Here is a 20780-nt window from a genome sequence, read left to right as displayed (position 1 = left end):
TCCTGAATAGGCTTCTTCTGCGCCTCGCGCGCAATTTCAATGTCCGATTTATAGCTCATTGGGCAAAACCCCCGGTTGAATTCCCTGCAAACCGGCGCAGCTGGGCCGGTGCTGGTCAATCCATACCGTTGTGTACAATCCCGATGGATAGAGATTCCGACATATTCAAGCCATGAAACGGCGTAGCGTCATTTCACCGGTTTCAAATCGAAAACGCTTGACGTTTAGGGCGCCCACGCCCGCTGATCTGGCACGAACAGGCTCATCTGGTCCCCCAACCGCAATTGACCGGGCCGTTCCACCCACGCAGTCACACCCCTTCGGCCTTGAGCAGCCGGTTTGAAGGACGCCCCGTACCCGGGTTGATCGGCTTCGATCTCACGACCGGGAATGACGCAGGGGCGGTTTTCCATATCCACGGTTATCGTGACACCGTCGCGGCCCTGCAAACGCGAGGATGGCGGAAGATGTGTAAAGTCCGGAATGCCGCGCAACAAGATGCTGACGCCCAGAAACGAAGGATCCAGCCGATACAGCCCCATCTCTTTGGCTGTGGCGTCCATTTCCTCGGCAGATAGAACAGACAATTGGCGCACGTTTCGGATTTCGGTGCCTTGCGGATACAGATTCTTGACCCTGACACATGAGGCCCGGTTGAGACCCTCGTGCCGCTCGCCCTTGTCCCCTGAGAATTCCAGCTTCAATGCATCGACCGCTTTGGCCCGGATCGAGCCACCCGCGGGCACGTGACCCAGCCAAACAACTTCACCCGTGAACTCTGTTTCTCGCAATACCGGCATTTGAAATCCCCTTCGGCTGCGGCCCGTCAAAATCGTACTAAAAGTCAAACCAGTCCATTTGAAAAGCTGAAAAGAAAAGACCCGGGACTTGGCCCGGGTCTGATTTTTTTATGCCGATGGTTCTGGCTCCATCCCACCGTCGGGCGGGGTCTTTTTGACCTTGGTCTTGGGAATGGCGGTAACGCTGGGCGCGCTGCCTTCATCCGGCTTATCACCCTCGTCATCACCATCGGTCGGCGATTCGCCATTCATGACGCGCTTGATCTCGTCCCCGGTCAGGGTTTCGTATTCCAGCAGGCCTTGCGCCAGACGTTCCCATTCCTCGTTCTTGTCGGACAGGATCTTGTGCGCGCGCTCATAACCCTGCTGGATCAGGCGTTTAACCTCTTCCTCGATCAGCTCTTTGGTATGCGCTGAAACCGAGAAGCCAGCAGTGTTGCCCGAATAGCCGTCATGCGCCTCGGCATAATCAATGTTGCCGACCTTGTCAGACATACCCCAGCGCATCACCATGGCACGCGCCAACTGGCTGGCCTGCATGATGTCTCCGGCGGGGCCATTCGAGACGTGATCTTCACCGTATTTGATCACCTCGGCGGCTTTGCCTGCCATGGTCATGGCCAGCTTTTGCTCACATTCGTCGCGGTGATAGTTCAGACGGTCCATTTCCGGCAACGACACCACCATACCCAACGCGCCACCGCGCGGAATGATGGTCGCCTTGTAGACCGGATCGCACAGCGGCAGCGACAGTCCGACGACCGCGTGACCAGATTCGTGATAGGCGGTCTTTTCCTTCTGGTCTTGCGTCAGCACCATCGAACGGCGCTCGGCACCCATCATCACCTTGTCCTTGGCGTTCTCGAAGTCTTCCATTGTGACAAAGCGACGGCCAACGCGCGCCGCCATCAATGCGGCCTCGTTCACGAGGTTCGCCAGATCAGCGCCCGAGAAGCCCGGAGTACCACGCGCGATGATGCGCAGGTCGACATCGGGACCCAGAGGTGTCTTGCGCGCGTGCACGCCCAGGATCTTCTCGCGGCCTTTGATGTCGGGGTTGCCGACGGTCACGTTGCGGTCAAAACGGCCGGGGCGCAGCAGCGCAGGGTCCAGAACGTCCTTACGGTTGGTGGCCGCCAGAATGATCACACCTTCATTGGCCTCGAACCCGTCCATCTCAACCAGCAACTGGTTGAGCGTCTGTTCGCGTTCGTCGTTCCCGCCGCCATACCCGGCACCACGATGGCGACCGACGGCGTCGATTTCGTCGATGAAGACAATACAGGGCGCATTCTTTTTGGCCTGTTCGAACATGTCACGCACACGGGATGCACCGACACCAACAAACATCTCCACAAAGTCAGAACCTGAGATGGTGAAGAACGGCACACCTGCCTCACCCGCAATCGCACGCGCCAGCAGCGTCTTACCGGTGCCCGGAGGGCCAACCAGCAGCGCGCCTTTCGGGATCTTACCGCCAAGGCGGCTGAACTTCTGCGGGTTACGCAGGAATTCCACGATCTCTTCCAGCTCTTCCTTGGCTTCATCGATGCCTGCGACATCGTCAAATGTCACGCGGCCATGCTTTTCGGTCAGCATCTTGGCCTTGGACTTGCCAAAGCCCATCGCGCCGCCTTTTCCACCGCCTTGCATCCGGTTCATGAAATAGACCCAGACACCAATAAGCAGCAGGAACGGCAGCAGCGTGATCAGGAACGACTGGAAACCGGATTGCTGCTGTTTCTCGGCGCGAACCGGAATGTTCTCGTCGATCAGCAGTTTGGTGACCTCGGCATCGCCGGGTTTGATGGTGACATAGTTGGCACCGCTTTGCGTGGTATAGCGAATCTGTTCGCCATCCAAGGTCACATTCTTGACTTCGTCGGCTTGAACGGCGGTTACGAAATCAGAATAAGTTCTTTCATTGCTCTGAAGTGTCCCGCCTGATCCGCTGAACAAATTGAACAGTGCAAGGATCAGCAAAAACAGAACGACCCAGAAGGCGATGTTACGAGCGTTGCCCAAGGAAAGTCTCCCAAAAGATTTCGGCAGATGGGGGTCTGCCGGGTTGCTCTATAAAATAGAGATGATTCAAGGAGGTTCAATGCGATAAAAAAGAAGAATGAAACTCGGGCGTTCCGGGGGCCAATTCAGCCGTCCATCCATTCAACAATCTGGCGGTTGGAGCTGACACCAGTTCATCCCCCAGCCAAACAGCGGGTGAAGCCAACAAGACCTGACGTGGTTTACCCAAGTCCCGCCAATCTGGAACCCTAGGCAGGCCTTGCTCGCCTAATGGTCGGATTTGTACACCAGCGGTCGAAGGTCCTGACAGAATCCAGCGTTTGTCCCACGGCTCGCCGGGGCGCGCGATTTCGCCCTGAACGGCGTTTAGCTCTCTGCAAATCCACGTTTTATTGACCTTTGGGACAAACAAACAGCCATTGACCGACGTAGCGATACCCTCTTTAACAGCCTTCACAGCCTGATCCACCGACGTTTGGCGTGGTGGATACCCCGCTCCGGCAATCCATGCGATGCAGCCGATCACAAGCCGGCGCTGGATTTCCTGAGGCAAAGACTGAAAGGCGGTGCGATCCAAGCAAACATCACCGGTTTCCACCACGGCGATTTTTCGGGCGGATTCCTGCGTAAAACGCTCCAACGCCTCACGCGCCTGCGCAAGGTTTTCTGCGACTCGGGTCAAAGAACTGGCCGTGATCCCCAAATCCTTGAGGTCAGACAAGGCCTGCCGTGCCTTGATCCGGTCAAACCGGAGGTCCTGATTCGAGGGATCTTCGATCCAGCCAACTCCCTCACCAGACAGATAGCCACGCAATGCTTGCCTTGTTATACCAAGCATCGGCCGCAACATCGTCACGCCATCCAAAATCCGTTCAACCGGCATGCCCGACAGACCCGTAACACCAGCTGCGCGGCCCAGTCGCATCAGGAAGGTTTCGGCCTGATCATCCGCGGTGTGGCCTAACGCAATCGCGCTGATCGCATTGCGTGTGGCCCATTCGGTCAACATCCGATAACGCGCCTGTCTGGCCTGATCCTGAAGGTTCCCCTGACCGGCCCACCCTGTCCATTTCAACGTTTGATGCGTGATACCCATATGCGCGGCAAGCTCGCTTACTTCCTGCGCTTCGACTGCGGACTCGGGGCGCAAACAGTGGTCAACGGTCGCTGCGAACAGCCTAACCTGCTCGTTTTGGGCAATATCATTCAACAGCAAAAGCAGAGCGACAGAATCGCCCCCGCCAGAGACAGCCACACCCAGACGCGAAGGAAGGGTCTTGGGTAAACGCGCCCGAATCTCGGCCCGCAGTTCTTCAGCGTTTTCGGTCAAGAACAGCCCAGGCTTGCCATTTCCTGTGTGGCATTGGTGGCCGAGGCCGAAGACGGGAAGCGCACGCCCACCTCGCCCAGAGTGATGCAAGCCTGATCGGTCTGACCCAGACGCCCCAGCGCCGACCCCAACTCAAACAGCGCCTCGGGTGCGAATGCACCTTCGGAATCGCCGGTAAAGCTGGCCAGAAAGGCCCGCGCGGCCTCACGCGTGTCACCGATCCCAACAAGCGCCCGCCCTCGTTTCAGGTTGGCTTCGGGGGCCAGCGGACTGCCGGGATACGAGGTTTCGAATGTGGCGAATTGCTCCGCTGCGGCCTGATAGTTGCCATCTGCCAGCGCCTGTGATGCGGCATCAAAGTCCGCGCGCTCACCCACTGCAAGTTCACCTTGTTCCACCGACGTTGGCGCTGCCGGTGTTGCGGGGGCTGCAGCTGTGACTTCGGAATCGCCACCCAGCGTGCTTGTCGGCTCGCCCGAGATTTCGCAGCCCGTTTCCAATTCGCACAACCTGAATTCCATATCTCCGATCCGGTTGGTTCCGTCGGTGACGATGTTTTGCACACGCTGGTTCAACTGCTCGGTCTGGCGGGTCAGGCGCTGCAATTCAGCCTCAATGGCGTCAACACGCTCCAAAACGGAACTGCCAGCCAGATTGGGTGCCGGAGATCCGGTGGTTGAAAACTCGCGCTTGAGGCGCTGAACCTCGACGTGCAGCACCGTTAGCTCCTGACGGATATCCGCCAGGGTTTGCTGATCCTGTGCACTTGCCACGCCCGCAGTCGCCACGACCGCAGCCAGAACCCATCCTGCAATTCGCATCATCTTACCCCAAAGTTGAACCGGTCAGGACCGTCACCGAACGACGGTTTTTGGAATAGCATTCCTCGGTGCTGCAAATCTCGATCGGGCGTTCCTTGCCGAAACTGACGGTCGTCAATCGGTTGCCTGCAACCCCACGTGAAATCAGGTATTCACGCGCCGCATTCGCGCGACGTGCGCCCAGGGCCAAGTTATACTCGCGAGTACCCTGTTCGTCCGCGTGACCCTCGATCGTGGCGACGAAATCCGTATTGGCCAGTAGCCAGTCTGCCTGTCCTTGCAATATCGTCTGTGCCTGCCCGGTCAGGGTCGACTGATCGACTTCAAACAACACGCGGTCACCAACAGTTTGCTGGAAATAGGCCGGTGACTGGGGGTCGCTGGGCGAACCCGGCAGGATCGAACCGTTACCGCCCGCGCCACCGCCCAGTGCTGAAGGATCGTTATTGGTACAGGCGGCCAGTACACTTAGCACGCCCAATGCTATGACTTTGCTCAATACATTCATTTCAGGTGCCTCGTCGTTTTATTGCTTTATTGCTGTCTCTGTTATCACAGTGCAGGAATTTTGTGAACTTTTCCAACCCCCTGCCCCGATCACTTCTGTAGTGGCCCCCAAGATGGATCGCTGCCGCCATCCGGTGTACGCACCGGGCGCAGATTCCGACCCGAGATATCCACCGAATAAAGTGTCGCCCGTCCGCTTGCGCCCTGCGATTCACGGGTGAACATGATGACACGCCCGTTCGGCGACCATGTTGGCCCCTCATCCAGAAAGGACGAGGTCAGCAGGCGTTCCTCGCTGCCGTCTGTCCGCATGACGCCGATATGGAACCGACCCTTGTTCTGTTTGGTAAAGGCGATCAGGTCACCACGCGGCGACCAGACCGGTGTACCATAACGCCCCTGTTTAAAGCTGATGCGGGTCGCCTCTCCGCCATTTGCGGGCATGATGTACAGTTGAGGTGTGCCAGAGCGGTCGCTTTCGAACACGATCTGCGACCCGTCCGGGGAATAGCTGGGCGCGGTCTCAATGGCAGGTGTGTTCGTTAGGCGCACGCTTTGGCCCGAGGCCAGATCCATTTTCCAAAGGTCCGTGTTGCCGCCCTGAATCAGCGAATAGACGATGGAGCGGCCATCCGGCGAAAAGCGCGGCGAAAAGCTCATGGTGCCGTCTTGTGTCTTCAGTTCGGTCCGTTTGACGCGATCAACGTCCAAAACATAAATGCGCGGCTGACCGGTTTCATAGCTGGTGTACAACAGCCGATCGCCCGAGGGCGAAAAGCGTGGCGCCAGAACAATCGCAGCGCTGTCGGTGAGGTACTGAACGTTCGCGCCGTCGTAGTCCATGATTGCCAGACGCTTCAGACGCTGGTTCTTTGGGCCGCTTTCGGACACAAACGCGACGCGGCTGTCAAAGTAACCGCTCTCGCCGGTCACTCGGGTATAAACCTGATCGGCCACTTTGTGTGCCATGCGCCGCCAGCCATCTGTGGTGCCGGAAAACTGCAGACCATTGCCCAATTCCTGACCCGAGAACACGTCCCAAACGCGAAATCGCACAGTCAGGCGCTTGCCAGAGACGTTGACTGCACCTGTCACCAAGGCCTCGGCATTGATGGCCTTCCAATCGGCAAATTGCACAGGGGCTTCGAAACTGCTGACCCGGCTGATGAATGCGTCTGAAGAAATTTCACGGAACAGCCCGGTTCCGGTCAGATCCGCCGCTACGACGCGCGATAAGTCGTTTGCGTATTGTGTGGCTGCTGGCCCGTCGGGCACGAAATTTGGCACCGCAAAAGGCAAGGGTTCAATAATCCCCTGATCCAGCTCAAGACGCAGGGGTCCGCTTTGCGCATACACTGGCGCTGCCAAAACTGTCAGGCCAAGCAAAAGGCTGGTCAGAAATCTCATCATTTGATCCGCATCCTCTCGGGATTGAATGTAATCTCAATATCCCGCCATTGATCGTATTTGTCAGTAGGCAGGGTGTATCCTTTGGCCCCGCAGCGCAAAATCGCTCGCCGGGCGGCCTCGTAGGCTTGTCTTGCAGACGCGTCAGTCCCGCCGGAACTGTCGATCATTTGCAGTGTACCGCCGAGCACCTTGCCATCCGGTGTCAGCGAGAACCCAACCACAACGACCGTTTGCAGTGCGTCCGTGGACAGAGAACCAACGTTCCAGCACTTCGACACAGCCAGTCGCATAGCATCCTTCTCACCCGCAGTCAGGGGTGGGCCAGACGGTTCGCTGCTCTGCCCCAACGCCTCGGCCAGTGCGTCGTTGATCGCGGTTTCATCACTTGGCGCGGGCTCTGGTTCGGTCGGTTCTTCGGTCTCGGCCACTTCAGGCTCTGCCGGGGGCGTCGGTCGGTTCGGTCGCACCAGCGGACGCGGAGAGCTGCGCGGCGCATATTCCTTGGCTTCTTCCGCCTCGGTCACGATTTCATCCGTGGCCTCTTCGGGTGCCGTTTGATCCTGCTGTTCTTGCTGAGTTTCAGCTCCCTCGTCCAGCGATACAGCCGGGGATTCAATATCATCTGGTGCGGCTTCAGGCGGCGGCGGCGCGACAGGTTCAGGCGCTACTTTATCCGCAGGCCGCGGCTGTGACTCGGGCCCTGGCGGGGTGGGCAAAACGACGGCCTCGGGTTCTGGGGGGGCCAATTCGGGGGGCTGTTCGATCACGACCGGTTCGGGTGGGGGGGCCAGTGGTTCTGGTTCCAGCTCTGGCTCTGGTTCATTTGGCTCAGACACTTCAGGTGTCGGAGGTTCCTGCTCCACCGGTTCAGGGGTGGGGATTTCCTCTTCGGGCGCATCGGGCTGTTGCAGGGCAGTTGGCGTAGGCAGCTCAGGCGCCTCACTCTGAGCCGTCATTGCTGCGAACTGTTCAGCCGAGATCACCGAGATATCCTGAACAGGCATAGGCAAGGGTTCGGACCGAAAGGTGCCGCCAAACAAAGCCCACGAAATCAAACTGACATGGGCAATTGCCGAGATCTTGGTGCCGGTATCCACCGCGCGGCCTCACTCTCCACCTTCGTCCAGCGCGGGGCCGCCGGTGTCGGTCACCAGCCCCACATTGGAAAACCCACCTGCATTCAGCGCACCCATAACCTGCATAACCTGCGCATAAGGGATCGCACCATCCGCGCGCAGGAACACCCGGTCACTGCTGCGTTCTGCCGCAATGGCGCGCAGCTTGCCAATCAACTCTTCGCGGGCAACATCGGTGGTTTGAATCTGAATGCGCCCTTCTGCAGTCATCGTGACTGTCAGCGGTTCTTCGTTATCGCCCGGCAATGCGCTTGCCGCCGTCTTGGGTAAGTCCACCGGCACGCCAACGGTTAGCAGCGGTGCCGCAACCATAAAGATAATCAGCAACACCAACATAACGTCTACAAAAGGCGTCACGTTGATCTCGGCCATCGGCTGCGCCCGCCCGCGACGACGGCCGCGTCTGCGCCCGTTCCCGCCTCCGTTCTGCTGAACCGCCGCACCCATCTTAGCTGTCCAACTGACGCGACAGAATGGTGGCGAACTCGTCGGCAAAAGCCTCGTAGCCAGCCACGATCCGATCACTGTCTGAACTGAGCTTGTTGTAGAAAATTACCGCCGGGATCGCAGCCAACAGACCCAGACCCGTGGCCAAAAGCGCTTCGGCAATGCCGGGTGCCACAACGGCCAGGTTGGTGTTTTGCTGCTCGGCAATCTCAATAAACGCGTTCATGATGCCCCAAACGGTCCCGAACAGGCCAATGAACGGCGCGGTCGAGCCCACCGTCGCCAAAATGGGCAAACCTTTTTGCAGTGTCTCGGACTCTTTGGCGATTGCCACGTCCATCGAGCGGTCAATCCGCGCAGTGGCCCCCGCGATCAGCCCGCCATCCGTTCGGTGCGACCTGCGCCATTCGATCATGCCAGCGGCAAAAATCTTCTCGGAACTGCCGTCGGGCTGCGATCCGATATGCTCGAACAGCTCGTCCAGCGGGTTGCCGGACCAGAAGGCCTCGTCAAACACCTGCGCCTCGCGGCGGGCCGCGCGATAGTTGATCAATTTCTGAATGATAATCGCCCAAGACCAGATGGATGCAGCGATCAGCATCAACATCACCAGTTTGACGACAAAGGTCGCGCGGGCATACAGCCCCCACATGGAGAAATCGATCTCCTGCGCCAGCGCCAGCGTTTCAGCTTCCATGAACCTGCTCTTTGTTTTCTGCCTGACGGCCGTTCGTTTGGCCTTGTTTTTCCAAACGCTATCGCAGTTGATTACGAAAAGCCAACATAACCACCCCAGACCGACAAATTGTTACATCAATGCGCGAATCTCTGCCGGAAGGCGGACCGGCTTGCCCTGCGCATTCATGCAAACAGCAGTCACCGAGGCGCGGAAGATCTCGGTCTCCCCCCTCTTGACCAACTGGCCCATGGTCAGCCGCACACCAGAGATTGACGACAGCCAAGTTTCAACGATCAGCTCATCATCGAACTTCGCGGGCGCGACGTAATCGGCTTCGATCCGGCGCACGACCCAGACGATTCCGCCATCGCGCATCGCGTTCTGATCATTGCCTAGACGGCGCACATAGTCTGACCGCGCGCGTTCAATAAACTTGAGGTAATTCGCGTGGTATACGACCCCGCCCATATCGGTGTCTTCATAGTAAACCCGGATCGGAAAGATATGCTTGTGGGGCGCATCAGCTTCATTGGCCATGATATCAGGTCCGGTCTCTCAAATATGTAACGCGCGGGGCAAATCCTGCTTTGAAACAGATGCATGGTTGCCGCGGTTCCTGCAATCCCTTGTGGGAACAAAGTTCCCACCTTCCCAAGTCCGCTATCGAAATTCGAAGATTTGCCCTCTAGGCTTTCATACATACCAAGTGAATCCGACAGGAGTTTCAATGGCTAAAGGACCAAAAGAAGAGAGGATGTTCTTTCTTCCAGTCCTTCAGGGCATCTTGCCGTTCGACCGCGCGACCTTGCCTGCGGAAGTTTTGGCAGGCCTGACCTTTGCCTGCCTCGCGATCCCCGAGGTCATGGGCTATACCAAAATCGCAGGCACGCCGGTTGTGACTGGGTTGTACACCATCCTTGTCCCAATGGCGCTTTTCGCGCTGTTCGGTTCGTCCCGCCATCTTGTGGTGGGTGCGGATTCTGCCACGGCGGCGATTACGGCCTCAGCCCTGGCTGGCATGGCAGTGTCGGGTTCGTCCGAGTATCTGGCGCTGGCGTCCCTGTTGGCGCTGATGGCAGCTGTTCTTCTGATTGCCGCACGCCTCATCAGCTTGGGGTTTTTGGCTGATTTCCTATCCCGGACAGTTCTTGTCGGGTTCCTGACAGGCGTGGGCATTCAGGTCGCAACCGGTGAAATCCCGGGGCTTTTGGGGATCGAAAGCGACGGTCACGGGACCATTGCCAAGCTACAGGCAGTCTTTCAGAGCATTGGTCAGACAAGCTGGCCCACATTGGCGGTTTCAGCAGCAGTTCTGCTGATCGTTGTCGGATGCCGTCGTCTATCCCCAAAACTGCCCGGCCCGCTGTTTGCCATACTCGGGGTGATACTATGCAGCTGGGCCTTTCAATTTTCGGCGTCCGGCATCGCAGTACTGGGCCCGGTTCCCAGCGGCCTGCCAGCGCCGTCGATCCCAAACGTGGATTGGAGCTGGACCCTGTTCAAACAACTGCTGCCAACCGCGCTGTCCATTTTCGTTGTGATACTGGCCCAAAGCGCCGCGACCTCGCGGGCCTACGCGGCACGTTACGAAGAAAATTTCAGCGAGAACACGGACCTTGTTGGGCTGGGTCTGGCCAATCTTGGGGCAGCCTTCACGGGCACATTCGTTGTAAATGGCAGCCCGACAAAAACCGAGATGGTGGCTAGCGCCGGTGGCCGCAGTCAGGTGGCACAACTGACGACCGTCTTGATCGTCTTGGTGGTCATCCTCTTTTTGACGGGCCCACTTGCCTACTTGCCCAATGCGGCGCTGTCTGCCGTCGTGTTTCTGATCGGTGTGAAACTTATCGACCTGAAAGGCCTGATTGCAATCTACAGGCAAGCCCGGTCCGAATTCTGGATTGCTGTCGCCACGGCTGCAGTTGTCGTTTTCGTTGGGGTCGAACAAGGCATCATCTTTGCGATGGTGCTGTCATTGATCGACCATACCCGCCGTGGGTACCGCCCCAAAAATTCAGTGATCGTCAAAACCAAAGACGGTGGTTGGCATTCGAAACCCATTACTGCACCGAACCAGTTCGAACCCGGGCTTGTAATCTATCGCTTCTCTCACAGCCTGTATTACGCGAATGCACAGCGGCTTTCGGATGAGATTGCGACAATCACCCGTGATTCAGATAACAAAGTACGTTGGTTCTGTATCGAGGCTTCGGCCATTGATGACGTGGATTTCACGGCAGGCTATACGCTGCGCAATGTTCTAAAGATCCTGCAGGCAAAGAACATCAAGATGGTTTTCCTACTGGTCGACCCCCACGTGCGGTCAGAGCTGGACAGATACGGGGTTACGGATTTGGTGGGTAGTGATGCCTTTTACGACGCGGGAAGCGACCTATTGACTGCCTTTCAACACCGAAACGACTCCAAATCGTAGATAGCCTCTATCGGTCTTAAGACTACGTCTGCAACCGCGCGAACAGTCGCAAAGCGTGCGCCGGATCCTGCGAAGCTCCCGGCAATACCGGATCGTATGCTGCGCGGATCAACCCGGCGATCTCCGGGCGCAAGATCGTCGCCTCGCCCGCGACCGCCAGCGGCGACTGCGTTCGAAAAGCGGTGTCGGACCACAACAGGATGGTCTGTACTACCTGACTAAGTGCCAGAGTCTCAGCCGGAACCTTGGACAGCTCTTCGTCCATTCGCAGAAAAACAAACGCGGCCCGGATCGCACCGTCTTCCTCAAAGCGGAACACCCGGTATTGATTTGCATCCGCCGCGATCAGTCGGTCGACTAACGGCGCAAGATCGGGAACCAGCCGATCCAGATCGGGAACTTCCAGCAGTTCCTTCCAGTCGCGGAAAAAGAACACCATGCAATTCGCACCAAGTTCTGGATCCGTTTCGGCCATCTTATGATCGGCCAAGCTGACTACAGCCTCGAATGCGCCCTTGATGGTGGTCAGAGTTTCCTCCTCGACCCCAAAGACGATAGGCACGATGGGCCGACCCCAACGCGCGAACAGAAACTCTCCGCTTTCACGGGTGAACAACGACTGAATGTCTTCGGGGGTCACGCCCAATCCTTCATCTTTTCGAAAGTACTCTCGCCGAAGGCATAAAATCTAAATGCCTCAGCTTCAACCAAACAGATCGCTCTGGCCCTTTGGTGCCGCCATTCCCAGATGCGTCCAAGCCTTCTGCGCCAACATCCGACCGCGTGGCGTGCGCTGGATCAGACCTTGCTGCAACAAATAGGGCTCGATCACGTCCTCCAGCGAATCGCGACTTTCGGATAACGCAGCCGACAGAGTCTCAATCCCGACCGGACCACCGGCATAGTTCTCAGCGATCAGCTTGAGGTATCGCCGGTCGGCACCATCCAAGCCCAGATTATCCACACCCAACCGCGTCAGCGCACCATCCGCCAGATCCAGGGTGATACGTCCATCGCCCTCGACGATGGCGAAATCCACCACCCGTCGCAGCAATCGCCCCGCGATCCGCGGGGTCCCGCGCGATCGGCGCGCAATTTCTCTGGCTCCAGCATCATCAGCAGGCGCGCCCAGTTTGCGGGCGTTGCGCGTAACGATCTCGTGCAACTCGTCCACTGTGTAAAACTGCAACCGCGTCGGAATGCCAAATCGGTCGCGCAATGGGGTGGTCAGCAAGCCCATCCGCGTCGTTGCTCCGACCAAAGTAAACGGCTGCAGCTCAATCCGCACAGTCCGCGCTGCCGGGCCTTCGCCGATCACCAGATCCAGCTCGAAATCCTCCATCGCCGGATACAGAACCTCTTCGACGGCCGGGTTCAGACGGTGGATTTCGTCGATGAACAGCACATCGCGGGATTCCAGATTGGTCAGGATCGCCGCCAGATCACCCGCCTTGGCCAGAACCGGCCCCGAGGTCATGCGGAAATTCACCCCCAACTCGCGCGCCATGATTTGCGCCAGCGTCGTTTTACCCAGACCCGGAGGGCCATGAAACAGCGTGTGATCCATCGCCTCGCTCCGCATACGCGCGGATTGGATAAAGATGCGCAGATTGGCCCGCGCCTCGGCCTGACCGATGAATTCGTCCAGCCCCTGCGGGCGCAGGGCGCGGTCGTTATCCTCGGGCAAGGGATCGGGGCGCAATGTGGGATCGGCGTCTACCATTCAGTTACCCTTTCGGAGCCAGCAACTTAAGCGCCGCCCGGATCAATTCAGCTTCGCCTGCGTCCGGCAGGCTGGCGGCCGCTTCGGCCACAGCCGAGGCCGCCTCAGACGGTCCGTACCCCAAATTGCCAAGAGCTGACAGTGCCCCCGCCGAAGCTGCGGCAGACCCCGAGGCAGGTTTGGTCGCCCGCTTGGTCGCAGGTGCCGGTTCAGACAGCTCTACGACTTCCAATCCGGGGCCGTCCATCGCTTCGGTCACGGTCCCGCCCATCGCCATCACACCCGGCGCTTTGTCTTTTAGATCCAGCACGATCCGCTGCGCCGTCTTTGGGCCCACGCCTTTCGCCGCTTTGACGGCACCCCAATCCCCAAGCGCAATGGCCCGGCTGACCCCATCCGGACCCAACGCGGACAGAATGGCGAGCGAGACCTTGGCCCCAACGCCCTGAACCGAACACAGCAGGCGATGCCATTCCTTTTCGACAAGGGACAAAAACCCAAAAAGCTGCATCAGGTCCTCGCGCACCACCATATCGGTATAAATCGAGACAGCCTCGCCAACACCAGGCAGCGCGGCCATAGTCCGGTCCGAGCAGTAAACGAGGTATCCGACCCCACGCACGTCAATCAACACGTGATCCGCTGCGCGATAGTCCAATCGTCCGGTTAGTTTCCCGATCATGCCCGCACCTCTTTCACGCGCGCCTGCGGCGCTGCGCCGTAATATGAATGACAGATGGCAATCGCCAGCGCATCCGCGGCATCCGCCCCTTTGGGCTTACAGCCCGGCAGTTGCAATTTGACCATATGAAGAACCTGCTCTTTCTCGGCATGCCCAACGCCCACAACCGTTTTCTTAACCCGGTTGGGCGCGTATTCACCCACGGGCAGCCCTGCTTGCGCCAGCGTCAACAACGCCACACCACGCGCCTGACCCAGCTTCAGCGTACCAGCCCCATCCTTGTTGACGAAGGTCTGTTCGATGGCCGCCTGATCGGGCTGATGTTCTGCAATGACTTCGACGATTTGATTGTAGAGAGACAGCAAACGCTCGCCCAAATCGTCCCCGTCAGACTTGCACAGTCCATTGGCGACGTGGCTCAGGCGGCTGCCATGCGATTCGATGACGCCCCATCCCAGGGTCCTAAGCCCCGGATCAATGCCCAAAATCCGCATATTTCGCCTCGGCCTGCTCGAGTTTTTGTGATCTTTTTTACGGATTAGCACGAAGCGTGAACATTTTCCAAGCGAATTGACAGAGAGTACAAAAACGACAGACCTGCTTCACACGCGACAAAACGGCCAATTTGCGACAGGCAAAAGTCTGAAATCGACACGTTTCATGAAGCAAAAATGGCCAATAAATTAAGGGGTTCTAATGAATCTTGAGCTCTGCAAAAAACGCATAGGACAGTTGCAATTTCCGCACTTGCACAGCCGATTTGGCGGCACTAGATGCCGCTCAGATCGAACGATCAAAACGTAAACTTAAACCAGAAGGAAACAGGATATGGCTGCACTGGACACCACCCGCACCACCACCGGCTCATTCGGCCTCGTCGGCCGTATCGGCGCATATTTCGCATCGGTCGTGAACGCCGTTGTCGAATGGAATGACGCCCGCGTGACGCGTAACACGCTGAGCGGTCTGACAGATCGCGAGCTGGAAGATATCGGACTGTGCCGTGGCGATATTGACGTCGTGGCCGATGGTCGTAGTTAAGATTTAACACACCCACTCATATGCCCCTTCCCTCCCTCGGGGGCAAAGCAGAACGCCGCGCATGCAGAATGCGCGGCGTTTCTGATTCTTTGGCCGGATGTCAGGGCAGCAGCCGTGCCAGCTGTTCCGAAAGCATCAGCGATACCGGGTCGATTTGCATCACCCAGGCACCGGCTTGTTCAACCGAGGTGCCCTCGTTCAATGCGTCAACCCTGTATTGATAGCCCGAAGGCCCAAGGCTGGTGAGCAAGAACGTCTTGAATGCAAACAACCCAAGCAGACACATCAGAAGAACCTTAAGGGGTAAAGCCGACTTCACCCTCTGCGGTTTCATCACAACCAACCCGTCCTTGCGCATCGTCGCGCGATAGCCACGGCTTAGTTTTGCGTGCTTCTTACTCAGGCGATTCACGCGCTGATCAAATTCCAGTTGTTTTCCCGTCATGGCAGCCTCCAAACCGCCCCCCGATTCCAGGTTAAGACGGTAGAAACAGAATGCGACAAAATCGAGGCAAAACTCCAGAAAGCTCCAGCAAATGGCCCAGATTTAGCCCTGTTTGCTTAATATTAGCGTCGTCCACTCACCAATTTGGTCATTTTCCTCTAAATTGAACCCGTTTTGTAGATAAACGGAGACCACGTCATCGGCTTGTTCGTTAAGGATTCCGGACAGAATTGCGTACCCACCGACGCGCAGATTCGCTGCGATTTCGGGGGCCAGAGCAACCAGTGGCCCCTTAAGGATATTTGCGAAAATCAGATCGTAGGGTGCGAATGCGCCCAAATCGGGATGGTCAAAGCCCGCCGCTTCCACGCAGCGGACCTTGCCTGCCATGCCATTGGCCTTCAGGTTGGCTTCGGCGACATCAACAGCCACTTCGTCGATATCACTGGCGATGATCTCACCTTCCCAGACCCGCGCGGCCGCCATGGCCAGCACGGCAGTGCCGCAGCCGATATCGGCCACTTTGGTCGCCGTGAACCCTTGGCTCAGAAGATGGTCCAGCGCCTTTAGGCATCCCAACGTGGTGCCGTGGTGACCGGTGCCAAAGGCCATTGCAGCCTCGATCAGCAGTGGGATACGTCCCTCGGGCAGTTTGTCAGCGTCATGGCTGCCATAGACGAAGAAGCGTCCAGCATCGACCGGTGCCAGTTCCCGGCGCACATGGGCCACCCAATCCGTATCGGGCAGTTCTGACACAACAAAAGGCTTGGCCTCAAACGCGGCGGCTAGAACGGCCAGAGCGGTTTCGTCCGGAGTTTCCGTGAAATACCCACCAACTTCCCAAAGGCCCGAGCCATCCTCGACCTCGAATACACCAACGCCGGTTGGTTCCGGATCCAGACGCTCCATCGCTTCGCCCAGCCCTTCGGCAGCTTTTTTACCGGTCAGTGTAGTTAGCGCAGTGAATGTGGGCATGGGGGCCTCCTGTATCGATTGACACAGCGCCTATGGCGATGGCCCGCCAAGGTCAAGTATTGGCGCTTATTCGGCAGGTGCAGGCGCGTATTTCGACAAGATCGTTTCATTTCCCGGTTCCGGGTGCCGCGGGATCAGCAAGGACAAACCCAACGAGATCATCGCCATCGCAGCGGCCAGTGCAAAGACTGCACCGGGCGAGATGACCCACAGCAGGCCCAGAAGCGCAGGAAGGAACACGGCGGCGATATGGTTGATCGTGAACGCAACGGCCGCAGTCGGTGCAATATCCGCAGGATCGGCGATTTTCTGAAAGTAGGTCTTCAGGGCAAGCGCCAAAGCGAACAGAACATGGTCGATCACATAAAGAGTTGCAGCCAGCACCACGCCCCACCCGAACCAGTAGATACCGCCATAGGCCGCAAAAACGATCGCCAAGCCGGTGTATTCAAAGATTAGCGTGCGGCGCTCACCGAACAACGATACAGCCTTACCCAACATCGGAGCCGCCGCCATGTTGATCATCAGGTTGATCAGATAGAGGCTGGTCAGCTCGTGTACTTCAAACCCAAACTTCTCGACCATCATGAAGCCCGCGAAGACAACAAAAATCTGCCGCCGCGCGCCGGCCATGAACTGTAGTGCGTAATACAGCCAGTAGCGACGACGCAGGACCAGTTTTTTGGTCTGTGGAGTTGGCGAGTCAAATTGCGGAAAGGCGAAAAGACAGAACAGCGCCAGCAGGGCGGTCACACCACCAGCGGCCATGAATACAATGTTGTAGGACAGATCAAACCGGTCCCAGGTCAGAACGATCAGGCCATAGACTACTGCCGTCGCGGCTGACCCCATGGCAACAAGCCAGCCCAATACCTGTGGCGCGCGGTCCTTGGGCAGCCATTGCAACTGCAGCGACTGATTTACTGTCTCGTAATAGTGAAACCCGATCGAACTGAAGAGGGTGACAAACAGCAACCCACCAAGGCTGGGAAACCATGCTGTCAACGCAGTTGCCACGCCCAGCATCATCAGCGAGATCATCGCCAATACCTGCTCGCGCACGAAAATGATCACCGCGATCACGCCAACAGCAAGAAATCCAGGGATCTCCCGCACAGTGTGCAGTAACCCAATGTCGGCCCCGTCAAAATTCGCCACTTCGATGACGAAATTGTTCAACAGCGCGCTCCACGCGTTGAAGGCAATCGGCATCGTCAACGCCATGACGAACAAGAGCGTCACAGGGCGGCGCCAGAACGGAAGGCTCTGCGCCTCGGACAGGGGCATCGGTTTCAACATGGGACTCCTCTACGCCCATTTTCAGATTTTGGCGAGGGCGAAGCAGCGGGCGCACAATCGGTCTGCGCTGATGCAGAGGTCAGTAGAAACTCTGCGGGTCGATATCTACGGTCAAACGCAGGTCGCCCTTAAGGCGCAAGGGCGCGATCCAGCGGGCAATCGCGTCCTGAATCGGTGCGCCCTTGGGTGCCTTGACCAGCAATCGCACGCGGTGTCTGCCGCGAATCCGCGCAATAGGCGCCGGAGCCGGGCCAAAGACTTGTGCCCCGATATCGCGCAGCGGCGCATCGTTGCGGGCCATTGCATTTCCGATATCAAAAACTGATCCAACCTCAGGTCCGGACAGGACGATCCCTGCCATACGGCCGTATGGAGGCACACCCGCCGCCTGTCGTCCTGCAGCCTCGGCCTTCCAAAATCCTTCTTCATCACCTGAAAGAATGGCACGGATTACAGGATGCTCGGGCTGGAATGTCTGCAACAGGGCCTGCCCTGGCTTGTCCGCCCGGCCTGCCCGACCCGCGACTTGCCGCATCAACTGGAATGTCCGCTCAGCGGCGCGCAGGTCCGCCCCGTGCAGACTGAGGTCGGCATCAATTACCCCGACCAAAGTCAAATTGGGAAAGTTGTGCCCTTTGGCAACCAACTGCGTACCGATGACGATATCGGCATCGCCCTCGGCAATCTCTTCGATCTTAGCCTTCAGAGCGCGGGCCGAGCCGAACAAATCGGAACTCAGCATCGCGATCTTGGCATCGGGAAACGTCGCCTCAGCCTCTTCGGCCAGCCGCTCGATCCCCGGGCCGACCGGGGCCAACTTGCCCTCGACGCCGCATGAGGGACATTCCTCAGGCATCGGCTTGGTCTCACCGCATTGGTGACACATCAGCCGTTTCAGAAACCGGTGCTCGACCATCCGCGCGTCGCAATGATCGCAGGCAATCTGCTCCCCGCAAGCGCGGCACAGGGTCACCGGCGCATACCCACGGCGGTTGATGAACAGCAGCGATTGCTCACCCTTCTCGATCCGCTGCATCACCGCCTGCCGCAAAGACGGAGAAATCCACGTCCCCGGTTGCATCTGTTCGGCGCGCATGTCGATGGGCTTCATCTCCGGCAACACCGCCGCCCCGAACCGCGAGGTCAGATCGACCCGGTCGTATTTTCCCGCCTCGGCGTTGGCCCAGCTTTCCAGCGAAGGTGTTGCGCTGGCCAGAATCACCCGCCCGCCACAAATTGCAGACCGCAGAACAGCCATGTCCCGCGCGCTGTAATGCACGCCGTCCTCTTGTTTGTACGAGGTGTCGTGTTCCTCATCGACCACCACCAAGCCAAGGTTGCGAAACGGCAGGAACAAAGCTGACCGCGCACCAATCACCATTTGCGCATCTCCCTGCCCGACCATCCGCCAGACCCGGCGGCGTTCCGTCATGGTCGCACCGGAATGCCATTCGGCTGGGCGTGCACCGAACCGCGCCTCAACCCGCGTCAGGAATTCCGCTGTCAGAGCGATCTCGGGCAGCAGAACCAAGGCTTGCCGGCCCATCCGCAGCGCCTCGGCTACAGCCTCCAAATACACTTCGGTCTTGCCCGAACCCGTCACGCCCTTAAGCAGCGTGGTTCCATATTCCCCGGACCGCTGGCCCTGCTGCAACTTCTCAACCGCCGCAGCCTGATCGTCGGTTAGCGCCTTGCCCGGCAAATCCGGATCCAGATGCGGATAGGGCAAATCGCGCGGGCTGTCTTCTTCCCGTACAGCGCCCTGCTTGACCAACCCTTTGACGACCGAAGACGTCACGCCCGCCTGTTCGGCGAGTTCTTTCAGGGTGAATGCAAGCCCGCCATAGTCGCGCAGAACGTCCAGCACACGGGTGCGTGCGTCGGTCATCCGGTCCGGCTCGCCATTACCCAGCCGATAAACCTTACGCATCGACGGCGGATCACCCAAACCCGGCGCTCGGGTTGCCAGCCGCAACATCGCAGACATCGGTGTCAGGGTGTAATCGGCAACCTTCCCCAGAAACAGCCGCATTTCTTCGCGCATTGGCGCGACCTCAAGCACCCGGATCACGGATCGCGCCTTGTTCAGGTCGAACCCGCCCTGTCCCGGCCCCCAGACGACACCCAGAACTTTACGAGGCCCCAGCGGGACCTCTACGAACGCCCCCAGAAAACAGCCCCCCTCGGGCGCCTTGTAATCCAGCGTCCGGTCCAGCGGCTGTGCGGTCAGAACCGCAACCAGCTCTCCGTGGTCGAAATACTCCTGAGTGCTCAACGCATATCCTTGGGCTCGGGGGTTCCAGCATGGGTCTCTTTGAGGTAAAGCCATCCGCGACCAAGGCCAACCCATCAAAGGACTGCCCGCATGAAATTCTTCGTAGACACAGCCGAAATCGACGCCATTGCCGAACTGAACGATCTGGGCATGGTGGACGGCGTGACCACCAACCCCTCGCTGATCCTGAAATCAGGTCGTGACATTCTGGAAGTGACCAAGGAAATCTGTGATCTGGTGGACGGACCGGTTTCAGCCGAAGTTGTCGCAACCGAAGCTGACGACATGATCGCCGAGGGCCGCAAGCTGGCCAAGATCGCTCCGAATATCGCCGTGAAAGTTCCGCTGACATGGGCCGGTCTGAAAACCTGCAAGACGCTCAGCGACGAAGGCCAGATGGTCAACGTCACACTCTGCTTCTCGACCAACCAGGCGCTTTTGGCCGCAAAGGCGGGCGCAACCTTCATCTCGCCCTTCATCGGTCGCCTGGATGACATCAACCTTGATGGCATGGATCTGATCGCCGACATCCGTCAGGTCTATGACAATTACGGTTTTGAAACCGAAATTCTGGCCGCTTCAATCCGCACCGTGAACCACGTGACCGACAGCGCCCGTATCGGTGCTGACGTGATCACCGCACCGCCTGCCGTGATCAAGAAACTGGCCGATCACCCATTGACGGACAAAGGTCTGGAAACCTTCCTGGCCGACTGGGCCAAGACAGGTCAGAAAATCCTCTGACCCTTTG

The 20780-nt window shown here is 58.2% G+C and carries 21 protein-coding genes; 3 read left to right on the top strand and 18 right to left on the bottom strand.

The window, feature by feature from the left end; translation table 11 throughout:
- Nucleotides 1-224 precede the first annotated feature (224 nt).
- The 10 genes from AC2FID_RS19760 to ybgC all read right to left on the bottom strand — a co-directional run bounded on the left by AC2FID_RS19760 (nucleotide 225) and on the right by ybgC (nucleotide 9692).
- Entirely contained in the window at nucleotides 225-800 is a 576-nt protein-coding gene (locus AC2FID_RS19760) for an MOSC domain-containing protein (RefSeq protein WP_496838329.1), read from the bottom strand.
- Nucleotides 801-908: 108 nt separating this feature from the next.
- Nucleotides 909-2825, bottom strand: coding sequence for an ATP-dependent zinc metalloprotease FtsH (gene ftsH / locus AC2FID_RS19755; protein ID WP_496838327.1), 1917 nt, complete (start codon nucleotides 2823-2825; stop codon nucleotides 909-911).
- Nucleotides 2826-2901: 76 nt separating this feature from the next.
- The gene (gene tilS / locus AC2FID_RS19750; protein WP_496838325.1) at nucleotides 2902-4155 is read right to left on the bottom strand and encodes a tRNA lysidine(34) synthetase TilS; all 1254 of its coding nucleotides are present in this window, start codon (nucleotides 4153-4155) and stop codon (nucleotides 2902-2904) included.
- Nucleotides 4152-4976, bottom strand: coding sequence for a tol-pal system protein YbgF (gene ybgF, locus AC2FID_RS19745; protein WP_496838323.1), 825 nt, complete (start codon nucleotides 4974-4976; stop codon nucleotides 4152-4154). Before ybgF ends, tilS begins: the two co-directional genes overlap by 4 nt.
- Before the next feature lie 4 nt (nucleotides 4977-4980).
- Complete coding sequence (gene pal, locus AC2FID_RS19740; RefSeq protein ID WP_108861019.1) at nucleotides 4981-5484, bottom strand: peptidoglycan-associated lipoprotein Pal; 504 nt, start codon at nucleotides 5482-5484, stop codon at nucleotides 4981-4983.
- 89 nt (nucleotides 5485-5573) lie between these two features.
- A complete protein-coding gene (tolB, locus tag AC2FID_RS19735; RefSeq protein WP_282120665.1) occupies nucleotides 5574-6893 on the bottom strand; it encodes a Tol-Pal system beta propeller repeat protein TolB in 1320 nt (439 codons plus the stop codon).
- Nucleotides 6890-7990, bottom strand: coding sequence for a cell envelope integrity protein TolA (gene tolA, locus AC2FID_RS19730; RefSeq protein ID WP_496838321.1), 1101 nt, complete (start codon nucleotides 7988-7990; stop codon nucleotides 6890-6892). The genes tolB and tolA overlap by 4 nt, the downstream gene beginning before the upstream one ends.
- Before the next feature lie 9 nt (nucleotides 7991-7999).
- Nucleotides 8000-8476: a protein TolR gene (gene tolR, locus AC2FID_RS19725; protein ID WP_058273222.1), complete on the bottom strand. Its 477-nt coding sequence runs from the start codon at nucleotides 8474-8476 to the stop codon at nucleotides 8000-8002.
- Between the two features lies 1 nt (nucleotide 8477).
- Complete coding sequence (tolQ, locus tag AC2FID_RS19720) at nucleotides 8478-9173, bottom strand: protein TolQ (RefSeq protein ID WP_058279518.1); 696 nt, start codon at nucleotides 9171-9173, stop codon at nucleotides 8478-8480.
- 111 nt (nucleotides 9174-9284) lie between these two features.
- Nucleotides 9285-9692, bottom strand: coding sequence for a tol-pal system-associated acyl-CoA thioesterase (gene ybgC / locus AC2FID_RS19715; protein ID WP_058273220.1), 408 nt, complete (start codon nucleotides 9690-9692; stop codon nucleotides 9285-9287).
- A 190-nt stretch (nucleotides 9693-9882) separates the two neighbouring features.
- On the opposite strand from ybgC, the gene AC2FID_RS19710 reads away from it, so the two are divergent.
- A complete protein-coding gene (locus AC2FID_RS19710; protein WP_496838319.1) occupies nucleotides 9883-11589 on the top strand; it encodes a SulP family inorganic anion transporter in 1707 nt (568 codons plus the stop codon).
- 22 nt (nucleotides 11590-11611) lie between these two features.
- On the opposite strand, the gene AC2FID_RS19705 is transcribed toward AC2FID_RS19710, so the two are convergent.
- The 4 genes from AC2FID_RS19705 to ruvC all read right to left on the bottom strand — a co-directional run bounded on the left by AC2FID_RS19705 (nucleotide 11612) and on the right by ruvC (nucleotide 14488).
- The gene (locus AC2FID_RS19705; RefSeq protein ID WP_496838317.1) at nucleotides 11612-12229 is read right to left on the bottom strand and encodes a hypothetical protein; all 618 of its coding nucleotides are present in this window, start codon (nucleotides 12227-12229) and stop codon (nucleotides 11612-11614) included.
- Nucleotides 12230-12292: 63 nt separating this feature from the next.
- Entirely contained in the window at nucleotides 12293-13312 is a 1020-nt protein-coding gene (ruvB, locus tag AC2FID_RS19700; RefSeq protein ID WP_109312604.1) for a Holliday junction branch migration DNA helicase RuvB, read from the bottom strand.
- Nucleotides 13313-13316: 4 nt separating this feature from the next.
- Complete coding sequence (gene ruvA / locus AC2FID_RS19695; protein WP_282170789.1) at nucleotides 13317-13994, bottom strand: Holliday junction branch migration protein RuvA; 678 nt, start codon at nucleotides 13992-13994, stop codon at nucleotides 13317-13319.
- Complete coding sequence (ruvC, locus tag AC2FID_RS19690) at nucleotides 13991-14488, bottom strand: crossover junction endodeoxyribonuclease RuvC (RefSeq protein ID WP_058273216.1); 498 nt, start codon at nucleotides 14486-14488, stop codon at nucleotides 13991-13993. The genes ruvA and ruvC overlap by 4 nt, the downstream gene beginning before the upstream one ends.
- 334 nt (nucleotides 14489-14822) lie before the next feature.
- Between ruvC and AC2FID_RS19685 the strand changes: the two genes are divergently transcribed.
- Entirely contained in the window at nucleotides 14823-15035 is a 213-nt protein-coding gene (locus tag AC2FID_RS19685; RefSeq protein ID WP_282152580.1) for a DUF1127 domain-containing protein, read from the top strand.
- 100 nt (nucleotides 15036-15135) lie between these two features.
- Here the strand turns inward: AC2FID_RS19685 and AC2FID_RS19680 are convergent, their stop codons facing one another.
- The 4 genes from AC2FID_RS19680 to AC2FID_RS19665 all read right to left on the bottom strand — a co-directional run bounded on the left by AC2FID_RS19680 (nucleotide 15136) and on the right by AC2FID_RS19665 (nucleotide 20029).
- Nucleotides 15136-15480 carry a hypothetical protein gene (locus AC2FID_RS19680; protein WP_109312601.1) on the bottom strand — a complete coding sequence of 115 codons (345 nt, stop codon included), beginning with the start codon at nucleotides 15478-15480 and terminating at the stop codon, nucleotides 15136-15138.
- A gap of 102 nt (nucleotides 15481-15582) precedes the next feature.
- Nucleotides 15583-16455, bottom strand: a complete 873-nt coding sequence (locus AC2FID_RS19675; protein WP_282120671.1) for a 50S ribosomal protein L11 methyltransferase — start codon at nucleotides 16453-16455, stop codon at nucleotides 15583-15585.
- 66 nt (nucleotides 16456-16521) lie between these two features.
- Nucleotides 16522-17754, bottom strand: coding sequence for an MFS transporter (locus AC2FID_RS19670; protein WP_496706787.1), 1233 nt, complete (start codon nucleotides 17752-17754; stop codon nucleotides 16522-16524).
- Between the two features lie 79 nt (nucleotides 17755-17833).
- Nucleotides 17834-20029, bottom strand: a complete 2196-nt coding sequence (locus AC2FID_RS19665; protein WP_496838314.1) for a primosomal protein N' — start codon at nucleotides 20027-20029, stop codon at nucleotides 17834-17836.
- Between the two features lie 90 nt (nucleotides 20030-20119).
- Here AC2FID_RS19665 and fsa point away from each other — a divergent pair, with 90 nt between their 5' ends.
- Nucleotides 20120-20773 (top strand): fructose-6-phosphate aldolase, encoded by a 654-nt coding sequence (gene fsa / locus AC2FID_RS19660; protein WP_050603155.1) that lies wholly within the window; start codon nucleotides 20120-20122, stop codon nucleotides 20771-20773.
- The last annotated feature ends 7 nt before the right edge of the window (nucleotides 20774-20780 follow it).

It is taken from the genome of Ruegeria sp. CDSC068 (assembly GCF_059610545.1).
The sequence above is the reverse complement of the archived record's forward strand: the minus strand, read 5'-3'. Positions and strand labels throughout refer to the sequence as shown.

What these genes read in the sequence shown, in the direction of transcription:
- AC2FID_RS19760 (WP_496838329.1), bottom strand. Translation starts at nt 800, where the DNA reads ATGCCGGTATTGCGAGAAACAGAGTTCACGGGTGAAGTTGTTTGGCTG.
- ybgF (WP_496838323.1), bottom strand. Translation starts at nt 4,976, where the DNA reads ATGCGAATTGCAGGATGGGTTCTGGCTGCGGTCGTGGCGACTGCGGGC.
- pal (WP_108861019.1), bottom strand. Translation starts at nt 5,484, where the DNA reads ATGAATGTATTGAGCAAAGTCATAGCATTGGGCGTGCTAAGTGTACTG.
- tolB (WP_282120665.1), bottom strand. Translation starts at nt 6,893, where the DNA reads ATGATGAGATTTCTGACCAGCCTTTTGCTTGGCCTGACAGTTTTGGCA.
- tolR (WP_058273222.1), bottom strand. Translation starts at nt 8,476, where the DNA reads ATGGGTGCGGCGGTTCAGCAGAACGGAGGCGGGAACGGGCGCAGACGC.
- tolQ (WP_058279518.1), bottom strand. Translation starts at nt 9,173, where the DNA reads ATGGAAGCTGAAACGCTGGCGCTGGCGCAGGAGATCGATTTCTCCATG.
- ybgC (WP_058273220.1), bottom strand. Translation starts at nt 9,692, where the DNA reads ATGGCCAATGAAGCTGATGCGCCCCACAAGCATATCTTTCCGATCCGG.
- AC2FID_RS19710 (WP_496838319.1), top strand. Translation starts at nt 9,883, where the DNA reads ATGGCTAAAGGACCAAAAGAAGAGAGGATGTTCTTTCTTCCAGTCCTT.
- ruvB (WP_109312604.1), bottom strand. Translation starts at nt 13,312, where the DNA reads ATGGTAGACGCCGATCCCACATTGCGCCCCGATCCCTTGCCCGAGGAT.
- ruvA (WP_282170789.1), bottom strand. Translation starts at nt 13,994, where the DNA reads ATGATCGGGAAACTAACCGGACGATTGGACTATCGCGCAGCGGATCAC.
- ruvC (WP_058273216.1), bottom strand. Translation starts at nt 14,488, where the DNA reads ATGCGGATTTTGGGCATTGATCCGGGGCTTAGGACCCTGGGATGGGGC.
- AC2FID_RS19685 (WP_282152580.1), top strand. Translation starts at nt 14,823, where the DNA reads ATGGCTGCACTGGACACCACCCGCACCACCACCGGCTCATTCGGCCTC.
- AC2FID_RS19680 (WP_109312601.1), bottom strand. Translation starts at nt 15,480, where the DNA reads ATGACGGGAAAACAACTGGAATTTGATCAGCGCGTGAATCGCCTGAGT.
- AC2FID_RS19675 (WP_282120671.1), bottom strand. Translation starts at nt 16,455, where the DNA reads ATGCCCACATTCACTGCGCTAACTACACTGACCGGTAAAAAAGCTGCC.
- AC2FID_RS19670 (WP_496706787.1), bottom strand. Translation starts at nt 17,754, where the DNA reads ATGTTGAAACCGATGCCCCTGTCCGAGGCGCAGAGCCTTCCGTTCTGG.
- fsa (WP_050603155.1), top strand. Translation starts at nt 20,120, where the DNA reads ATGAAATTCTTCGTAGACACAGCCGAAATCGACGCCATTGCCGAACTG.